This is a genomic window from Globicatella sanguinis NBRC 15551 (assembly GCF_001552295.1).
Taxonomy (GTDB): Bacteria; Bacillota; Bacilli; order Lactobacillales; family Aerococcaceae; genus Globicatella; species Globicatella sanguinis.
Genome location: NZ_BCQX01000104.1, coordinates 1 through 8,264 on the forward strand (window position 1 = coordinate 1; position 8,264 = coordinate 8,264).

General features: G+C 36.8%; 7 protein-coding genes. All 7 read left to right on the plus strand.

The genetic code is table 11. From position 1 onward, the window contains the following. Positions 1 to 137: 137 nt before the first annotated feature. Entirely contained in the window at positions 138 to 887 is a 750-nt protein-coding gene (locus GSA01S_RS08255; protein WP_066126537.1) for a hypothetical protein, read from the plus strand. 19 nt (positions 888 to 906) lie between these two features. Then, on the plus strand, positions 907 to 1,995 hold the full coding sequence (locus GSA01S_RS08260) for a D-alanine--D-alanine ligase family protein (RefSeq protein WP_066126539.1): 1,089 nt from the start codon (positions 907 to 909) through the stop codon (positions 1,993 to 1,995). 12 nt (positions 1,996 to 2,007) lie between these two features. Continuing rightward, positions 2,008 to 3,423: a UDP-N-acetylmuramoyl-tripeptide--D-alanyl-D-alanine ligase gene (locus GSA01S_RS08265; RefSeq protein ID WP_066126541.1), complete on the plus strand. Its 1,416-nt coding sequence runs from the start codon at positions 2,008 to 2,010 to the stop codon at positions 3,421 to 3,423. Between the two features lie 571 nt (positions 3,424 to 3,994). Then, positions 3,995 to 5,611 carry a degradosome RNA helicase CshA gene (gene cshA / locus GSA01S_RS08270; RefSeq protein WP_066126543.1) on the plus strand — a complete coding sequence of 539 codons (1,617 nt, stop codon included), beginning with the start codon at positions 3,995 to 3,997 and terminating at the stop codon, positions 5,609 to 5,611. 16 nt (positions 5,612 to 5,627) lie between these two features. After that, positions 5,628 to 6,014, plus strand: coding sequence for a holo-ACP synthase (gene acpS / locus GSA01S_RS08275; RefSeq protein ID WP_066126544.1), 387 nt, complete (start codon positions 5,628 to 5,630; stop codon positions 6,012 to 6,014). Positions 6,015 to 6,386: 372 nt separating this feature from the next. Beyond that, positions 6,387 to 7,547 carry an alanine racemase gene (alr, locus tag GSA01S_RS08280; protein WP_066126545.1) on the plus strand — a complete coding sequence of 387 codons (1,161 nt, stop codon included), beginning with the start codon at positions 6,387 to 6,389 and terminating at the stop codon, positions 7,545 to 7,547. Between the two features lie 9 nt (positions 7,548 to 7,556). Next, complete coding sequence (locus tag GSA01S_RS08285) at positions 7,557 to 8,192, plus strand: MBL fold metallo-hydrolase (protein WP_066126547.1); 636 nt, start codon at positions 7,557 to 7,559, stop codon at positions 8,190 to 8,192. Positions 8,193 to 8,264 lie beyond the last annotated feature (72 nt).

Here is an 8,264-nt window from a genome sequence, read left to right on the forward strand (position 1 = left end):
AATTTTAGAACTTTCATCTCCTTTTTTGCGTTAATTTAGTGATTTATTAATGAATTATACTTTAACTTTATAAAAAAAGAGAGTAGAATATAGGGTGATTGTATATCATGGTAAAAAGCCAGAAGGGGGGCAAAAAAATGAGAATTAATTTGTATGTACATTATGATTCGGTAACGAGTCATATCATGACACGGGGAATTAATTTGTTGCCGATAGATTTTGAGGCAAAATATGTACCCAATAATATGATATTGTCAGAAGCGCCTTCTAATTTTGGGAAATTTGATGTGAGAACCAACTTTAAGATATTAAGAGGGAAACCAGAAGTTTTAGAATACTTGAATTACTGTCGCAAAGAAAAAGTGCGTGTGTCTAATTGGATGGATTTTGAAAGTGTCAGTATGATGCACCAATTAACTCCTAATGAGATTGCAGAAATATTATATTTATTCCATGCAAATCAAACCTTAAGATCAGCTTTTTTTTATAAATTACAAAATAATTATGCGTTTCTAACCTTGCCGAACGGCTTAATAAAAACCTATTATCGTTATTCCCAACATTTTAATTTGCGATTTCAAAGAGTGTTACAAGAGCAGATGCAAAATTTATTAAATGAAGGACGCTCTTTCTTTTTTAAGAAGAAAGAAATCGCTAAGCCGGTTCCGGAAGCCATTGTAGAACAAATAACACCATTATTTACTAAAGGATTGAAAATTGACTTTGCTCAAGCCTATGATATGGCTGGCCAGTGGTTTGTACCGTTATTTATCATTGAAGATGAATTAACACTTTTAACTTCTAATCAAAGTCAGACGGATCAAGTCGGTCAATTGGTGTATAATTATCAAGAAAAAATTTGGCAAGTAGAACTTATTTCTAACTAGCATGCATTTGGAGGAAAATATGAAAATAATTTTACTATATGGTGGCCAAAGTGCGGAACATGATATCTCAGTCATTTCAGCCCACAATATTGCCCAACAAATTATGTATAACTATTACGACGTCCAACCTATTTTTATTCGACGTGATGGGGTTTGGATTAAAGGAGCTCCCTTAACTGAAGCGCCTAGCACTTCGGGTGAACTCATTTTAGAAGCGGCTGAAACAGCTCAATGGTCGCAAAATGCTGATACCGCTTCAACAGGATTAGTGATTCAGCCAGGTTCAATTTATGAAGAAGATACCATTGTCTTTCCAGCTCTTCATGGACCAAATGGAGAAGATGGTACTATTCAAGGCTTTTTAGAGGTGTTAAATATGCCTTATGTTGGCGCGGGTGTCACAGCTAGTGCAGCCGGCATGGATAAAACAGTAAGTAAGTATATTTTTAGCCAAGTAGGTATTCCTCAAGTGCCATTTGAAGCATTTGACCGTCAAGCATGGCTCGATTCAAAAGAAGAGCTTATTAAGAAATGTGAAGGTAGCTTGCTATATCCAATGTTTGTCAAACCAGCCAATATGGGCTCAAGTGTAGGGATTAGTAAAGTTGAAAATGTTGAAGAATTAGCTAATGCGGTTGAATTAGCTTTAAAATATGATTTTAGAATTGTAGTTGAACAAGGAATTAATGCCGATGAAGTGGAAGTAGCGATTTTAGGTAATGCTGATGCTCATGTGAGTGTGGTCGGGAAATTAGTAAAAGAACAAAGTTTTTATGATTATGATAATAAATATTTAAACAATAGTGTTTCAATGCAAATTCCAGCTGAATTACCTGAAGCAGTTGCTGAAAAAATTCAAGAGTATGCTTTATTAGCGTATCGTGCAATTGACGGGCGTGGATTATCTCGTTGCGACTTTTTTGTAACGGCCAATAACGATATTTATATCAATGAAATTAATACCATGCCAGGTTTTACGCCATATAGTATGTATCCAGTGCTATGGCAAGGAACAGGCTTAGGTACTCGGGACCTAGTTGAAGAGTTGATTCAGTTAGGGTTACGTCATTTTGAAGCAAAAAAAGCGTTGACTGCTGACAGATTTTAGTGGAGGTACAAGATGAAACCGATAAAATTAATGGACGTTGTAAAACACGTTCATGCGATTGATTACACAGCAAAAGATCGCACAATTTCGATTTCTAATGTCGAATTTGATTCTAGAAAAATTACCCCGGGATCATTATTTGTGCCATTGCAAGGAGCAACCGATGGTCATGATTATGTAGAAAAAGCGATTGAAATGGGTGCTGTAGCAACATTTTGGTCTAAAGAGGAATCGGCTGCGCCAAGTGATCGGATTGCGATTATTTTAGTAGATGACACATTAAAAGCATTACAGGATTTAGCTCATTATTATCGTCAGGTCATCAATCCAATCGTGATTGGTATTACTGGTAGTAACGGGAAGACTACCACTAAAGATATGACCGCTTCAACATTATCAGCTAAATATCGTGTCCACAAAACGCAAGGGAATTACAATAATGAAATTGGTGTTCCGTATACTTTGCTAAAAATGCCAGAGGATACGCAAGTCTGTGTAACTGAAATGGGAATGAGTGGCTTTGGCGAGATTGAAGTGTTGAGCAAAATAGCAGAACCGAATATTGCGGCCATTACTTTAATTGGCGAAAGTCACTTAGAATTTTTAGGATCACGCAAAGGGATTGCCCAAGCTAAGATGGAAATTTTAAAGGGGTTAAAACCGGATGGATTATTCGTTTATCCAGGTAATGAGCCCTTAATAAGTGAATTATTAGATGAAAAAGCGCCAGCCATCCAAATCAATAGCTTTGGTTTCGATAGTTCTTATGATGTTTATGCTTATGATTTAGTTGAGGAACAAAATAAAACGTTCTTTAAAACAAATGTCGATTCTAATATTGTGAGTACGATACCTGTTATTGGCGCTTATAATGTATCGAATGCGTTGATTGCTTTAACCATTGCCAAGCATTTAGAAATCCCAATGGAACAAGCCATTTTTCAATTGGCTCAATTTGAATTAACGGCCCATCGTTTAGAATGGATTAAGACTTTAAATGGAGCAGATTTATTAAATGACGCCTATAATGCAAGTCCAACTTCAATGAAAGCCATTTTGAAAACTTTATCAACGGTTCCTGTGGAACATACTGGCCGTAAAATAGCGGTTTTAGGGGATGTTAGAGAGTTAGGTTCTGAAAGTGCTAATTTGCATCGAAGTATTAAAGAGGCGATTGATCCAGATAAGATTGCCCGTGTCTACTTATTTGGAACGGAAATGAAAGCTTTATATAATGAGTTAGTAACGGAGTATAGTCAAGAGGCATTATATTATGTTGAATCGGATCACGATGAGTTAATTGCATTATTACAACGTGATATTCAACCGGAAGATGTCGTGTTAGTTAAATCGAGTTTAGGGGTGGATTTATTAAAAGTCGTTACCGCTTTAACTGGCCACGAAACACATAATATGTTAAGAAAATAAAGAATTACATGGGAGAGGGCTAGAAGTTGACAATCAGATGATTTTCTATATGTCTAATCCCCCCCGTCGCGCAGTGGAGTAACTATCACATGAGTCTTTAAGACACCGCTTGATGCTACTTAACCACTGCGCTTATTATTACCGAGCAATAGTTTGACTGAATGAATCAACGATTGACTTACCTTCGCATGAAAATTCCAATTTTTTACTCTGTTAAAAGCTAATTTTCTAAAAAAGAAGAAGACATTACGAGTTTCTAAATAATGAAGCATTACTCAATTGAATCATATTGTTTTCAAATTTTCACTAGCTAAATTATAAATAACTTGTTTATCAAACTTATTTGTGTTAATCTAAGCAATGGAAAGTTAACGATGTATCATTAAGTCAACCGTTCTTTGGAAGTTTGACCCGCATGGCACCTAGCGCATTTTGCTATTTCTACGCCAAGCGGTTTTTTTATTTGTAACTTACCCACCATAACATCTCTTGCTCGATACAATAAATGATAGGTATCACGGGTAAGCTATGTTAAATAAGAAGTCTTAAAGACAAGAAAAGGAAGAAGATATTGAAATTTTCAGAATTAAATTTATCACCATTATTAGTAACATCACTTAAAGAGTTAGGGTTTGAAGAACCGACTCCGATTCAACAACAAGCTGTGCCTGTGGCATTAGAAGGAAAAGACTTAATTGGTCAAGCTCAAACCGGAACCGGTAAAACAGCGGCCTTTGGTTTACCAATGTTAAATAAATTAAATAGTCAAACCCAATCGGTTCAAGGCTTAGTTATTGCACCGACGCGTGAATTAGCGATTCAAGTACAAGAAGAATTATTCCGTTTAGGGAAAGAGCAAAGAGCACGTGTCTATGTTGTTTATGGCGGAGCCCCAATTGGGAATCAGATTAATCGTTTAAAACGAAATGCCCCTCAAATTGTAGTGGGGACACCAGGACGTATTTTAGACTTGATGCGTCGTAAAGCTTTAAAATTAGATGAGTTACAAACATTAGTATTGGATGAAGCTGATGAAATGTTGAATATGGGGTTTATTGACGACATTCGTGCCATTATTGAGACGACCCCTGAAACACGCCAAACATTACTATTTTCAGCTACTATGCCAAAAGAAATTCGTAATTTAGCCGATCAATTTTTAAAAGAACCAGCACATATTAAAATTGAAACTAAACAAATTACTGCTGACTTAATTGAACAGTTTTTTATTAAATGTCGTGACGATGAAAAGTTTGATGTGCTAACGCGTTTATTAGATGTACAGTCACCCAAACAAGCAATTGTCTTCTGTCGTACTAAAAAGCGTGTGGATGAAGTAGGACGAGGATTATCCTTAAGAGGATTTAATGCGGAATTAATTCATGGTGATATTACGCAACAAAAACGTACCACTGTTATAAATCAGTTCCGTAACGGAGAAATTGAACTATTAGTAGCCACGGATGTAGCGGCACGTGGTTTAGATATTTCTGGAGTAACGCATGTCTATAACTATGATATCACCCAAGATCCTGAAAGTTATGTTCATCGTATCGGACGTACCGGTCGTGCAGGGAATGAAGGTGCTTCAATTACCTTTGTCACGCAAAATGAGATGCCATATTTAAGAACGATTGAAACATTAACTCGAAAAGCAATGACACCAATGAAACCACCGACCGTCCAAGAGGCACAATGGGGACAAGTTCAACAGTTAATTGATCAAGTCAATGAAATTTTAGAAGAAGGTAATGCACAACAACATCGTAATACCGCAAAATTATTATTAGAACATTACCAAGCGAATGACTTAGTCACTGCTTTATTAGGAACGATTATTAACGATAATAGTAATATTGAAGTACAAATCTCACCACAAAGACCATTACCAAATGCTCAGCATAAAAAAGGTTATAAATCGGGTAATAAAGGTCGTGGTGGCAGAAGAGATAATCGTCGTCGTGACGGTGGTAGTCGTCGCGATGGAGGTAAATATGGTGGAGAACGCCGTGAGGGTGGACGCAATCGTGACCGTCGTCAAGACCGTGACCAAGATTTTAAACGTAAGGATAAAAAGAAAAATCCAAAATTTGATAAAAACACGCGTGGTAAAGACCAAGGAAAAAGCAACAAGTCTTCTAAAAAAGTGAATATCAATAAAAATTTTAAAATGATGAAAAAAGATTAAAATGGAGTTATTTTAAATGCGCCTAGGAACGGATATTGTGGAAATTGAACGAATAGCAGCAGCGGTTGAACGTAATGCGCAATTTCCAACTAAAATATTATCAGAAAAAGAATTAGTTTTATTTCGGGATATGAAAGAGCAACGTCAATATGAATTTTTGGCCGGTCGTTTTAGTGTGAAAGAGGCTTATGCAAAAGCATTAGGTACTGGCATCGGTAAAATAAAATTTACCGACATTGTGGTACTCCCCAATGAAATGGGTGCGCCTAAAGTGGTAGAAGGGCCGATAGTAGAAAGTGTGATCGTGTCGATTAGCCATTCAAAAGCTTATGCAACAGCGACGGTTATCATTGATTTACCAGATTTTGTTATTAATTCACAAATAACCTCCTTCCTCAATTAATTTTATTTAATGTCGGCCAAGAAAAGGTGATTAAACCGTACTTACTCAATATTTAGAGTAACGTACGGTTTTTCTAGTAGCTAACATTTTCTAGTAGCTAACTTTTTTTCTTGGATCAATTGTTGCTTGGCGTACAAAGCGATAGGGATGAAGAGTCAATCCTAATCCAAGACAAGTTATCAATGAACAAAGTTAAAAGCTGAACTTTAAATGATGATTGAAAGCGTCCACTTTAAACTTTTTAATAAAATTTTCGTGGTAAGTGTTGAGCAAACCTTCTTTTTTAAGGGGAAGCACTATCATACTGAAGCTACTTTTTAAGACGAGCTGAATATGTTACAATTATAACCATACTACGAAGAGGTGAAATCTATGTTTGAACCAAGTGAACATCGACCAACGGAAGCGATTGTCGATTTAAATGCAATCCAACATAATGTTCGATTAATGTTAGACCAATTAACACCAGAACAAAAACTATATGCTACAGTAAAAGCCAATGCCTATGGGCATGGTGCCGTCCCAGTGGCAAAAGCGGCCCTAGAAGCTGGAGCTAAAGGATTATTAGTGGCAACGGTGGATGAAGCAATTGAATTAAGAACGAATGGACTGAGTCAAGTACCGATTTTAGTGCTAGGCTTAACAGACCCACGTGGAATTGCTGAATTACTGCATTATAATATTACGATTACCGTGAGCGATAGTGAATTCTTTAGACTTGCTTATCAGCAGTTAGAAGCAACCAATCAATTATCGCTATTGGATTTATATCATTTGAAATTCCATTTAGCTTTAGATACGGGCATGGGACGAATTGGGTTAAGAAGCGTCGTTGAGGTTGAACAATTTATCGAGGATATATCAGCATTCAATTGGGTTGAATGGGAAGGGGCATTTACTCATTTTTCTACTGCAGGAGGTGGACCGCAAGACTATATTGAGTATCAGTTTGAACAATGGCAACAATTGATTGCGGTAGTACCAGACACTGTGCCGCTTAAGCATTTCGCTAACACAGCGATGGGGATGTGGCATCCTTATGAACCTAAATCGGATATTATTCGTTTTGGGATTGGAATGTATGGCATTGATCCATTAGACCGACCATTAGCGGAATTACCAGAATTTGAACGTCAGTTACAACCGGCTTTACAATTAATTTCAGAAATTATTTATACTAAAAAAGTTCCGAAAGGACATTCTATTAGTTATGGCGCAACCTATACAACAACTACCGATGAATGGATTGCAACGATTCCGATAGGTTATGCTGATGGATGGCTAAGACGCTATTCAGTGATTGAGGTGCTCGTTGGAGGGGTTGCATGTCCGATTGTGGGGACGATTAATATGGATCAGATGATGATTCGCCTGCCAGAAGCATTACCGATTGGTACACCTGTGACCTTAATTGGTAAAGATGGACATTTAGAAAATCATGCAAGTGAATTAGCGCGAAAAGTTGACACCATTAGTTATGAAATATTTTGTGGTATTAGTAATCGAGTTCCAAGAATTTATTTAAAAGACTAGGAGGACGAGATGTTAGAAGTATTTTATCAAACAGTTGGTATAGCAAGTGAGAATACTTATGTCGTTGTTAATGAAAAGAAAGAAGCGCTGATTATTGATCCTGGTGCGGGTGCTCCAATGTTGATTCATTGGATAAAAAGTCATCATTGGCAACCGCAAGCCATCTTATTGACACATTGTCATTTTGACCATATTGAATCAGTCGATGAATTGCGCGATGAATTTGGTATCGAAGCTTATGTTCATCAGATCGAGGCAGATTACTTGTCAAATCCGAATTTAAATTTATCAGCTAATATGCCGGTGCCAACCGTAGTAGCACGTCCAGCTGAACATGTGTGGCAAGCGGATGATATGAAGAAGCAGCAAGTAGGTAGCTTTCATTTTAGAGTGGCTCATATTCCAGGCCATAGTCCAGGTCACGTTGTCTATATTTTTGAAGATCAAAAATTTGTGATTGCTGGCGATACTCTATTTCAAGGTAGTATCGGCCGTACCGATTTATATTTAGGAGACTATCATCAATTGATTAATGGAATTAAGACCCACTTATATTCATTACCAGATGATACGACGATTTATCCAGGCCATGGTCAAAGTACGACGATAAAATTTGAGAAAAGATTTAATCCTTTTACCAATTAAAAAGATAAGCAGTCTGAGTTTTCATGATGAAACTTAGACTGCTTATTTATTATTTCTGAAAGTTCTAAAATT

Excerpts from the sequence above, each read along its gene's own strand:
- GSA01S_RS08255 (WP_066126537.1), top strand. The coding sequence starts at position 138 with ATGAGAATTAATTTGTATGTACATTATGATTCGGTAACGAGTCATATC.
- GSA01S_RS08260 (WP_066126539.1), top strand. The coding sequence starts at position 907 with ATGAAAATAATTTTACTATATGGTGGCCAAAGTGCGGAACATGATATC.
- GSA01S_RS08265 (WP_066126541.1), top strand. The coding sequence starts at position 2,008 with ATGAAACCGATAAAATTAATGGACGTTGTAAAACACGTTCATGCGATT.
- acpS (WP_066126544.1), top strand. The coding sequence starts at position 5,628 with ATGCGCCTAGGAACGGATATTGTGGAAATTGAACGAATAGCAGCAGCG.
- alr (WP_066126545.1), top strand. The coding sequence starts at position 6,387 with ATGTTTGAACCAAGTGAACATCGACCAACGGAAGCGATTGTCGATTTA.
- GSA01S_RS08285 (WP_066126547.1), top strand. The coding sequence starts at position 7,557 with ATGTTAGAAGTATTTTATCAAACAGTTGGTATAGCAAGTGAGAATACT.